General features: G+C 63.1%; 1 protein-coding gene. It reads right to left on the bottom strand.

What is annotated here, in order from left to right:
- A partial coding sequence (locus tag CLV41_RS27385) for an ABC transporter substrate-binding protein (RefSeq protein ID WP_103225666.1) occupies window positions 1–1,001 on the bottom strand: 1,001 nt, incomplete at both ends.

The raw sequence follows: 1,001 nt of genomic DNA, 5'->3' as shown, positions 1-1,001 counted from the left end.
GCATGGCTGGTCAGCGCCGTGCCGATGATCTTGTTGGTGTAGACATCGCCTTCCTTGATCACCTCGCGGACATGGATGTCCTGGATCGGGTGATGGTTCGGACCGAACCTGAAGTTGCCCCGCGTCGACTTGAAGTCGGCCTCTTCCAGCGCCGCGCGGAACGCGTCCGCATCGCTCACATCCGCCTTCGCCATCGCCGACAGCAGCAGGTTCGCCGTGTCGAAGCCCTGCGAGGCATAAAGCGACGGCAGGCGGCCGTATTCCGCCTGGAAGCTCTCCACGAACGCCTTGTTGGTCTCGTTGGCGATGTCCTTGCTCCACTGGCTGGTGTTCTTCACACCAAGCGCCGCGTCGCCCACCGCCTGCAGGATACCCTGGTCGAACGAAAACGCAGGACCCACCACCGGAAGGTCGATGCCGCTGTCCTTGTACTGCTTCAGGAACGAGATCCCCATGCCGCCCGGCAGGAAGAAGAACACGCTGTCCGCCCCCGAGGCGCGGATCTGCGCGAGTTCCGCCGCATAGTCGGTCTGGCCCAGCTTGGTATAGATCTCCCCGGCAAGCGCACCCTTGTAGAAGCGCTTGTAGCCGGTCAGCGCGTCCTTGCCCGCCGGATAGTTCGGCGCCAGGATGAAGCTGTTCTTCAATTCGGCGAAATTGGCGTAGGCGCCCGCGCCCTCATGCAGGTTGTCATTCTGCCAGGCGACGTTGAAATAGTTCGGATGGCAGCCCTTGCCAGCCAGCGCCGACGGGCCGGCATTGGGCGACAGGTAGAACTTGCCCTGCGCCGTGACCGAGGGAATGACCGCCATGGCCAGGTTCGACCAGACGATGCCGGTCATCACATCGACCTTGTCCGACTGGACCATCTTGTCGGCCAGCTGGACCGCCACGTCCGGCTTGCGCTGGTCGTCCTCGACGATCACCTCCATGTCGGTGTTGCCGGACTGTTTCACAGCCAGCAGGAAACCGTCGCGCACATCGATCCCCAGACCAGCGCC

Origin of the sequence: Roseibium marinum, from assembly GCF_002906165.1 — a bacterium.
Taxonomy (GTDB): domain Bacteria; phylum Pseudomonadota; class Alphaproteobacteria; order Rhizobiales; family Stappiaceae; genus Roseibium; species Roseibium marinum.
The sequence above is the reverse complement of the archived record's forward strand: the minus strand, read 5'-3'. Positions and strand labels throughout refer to the sequence as shown.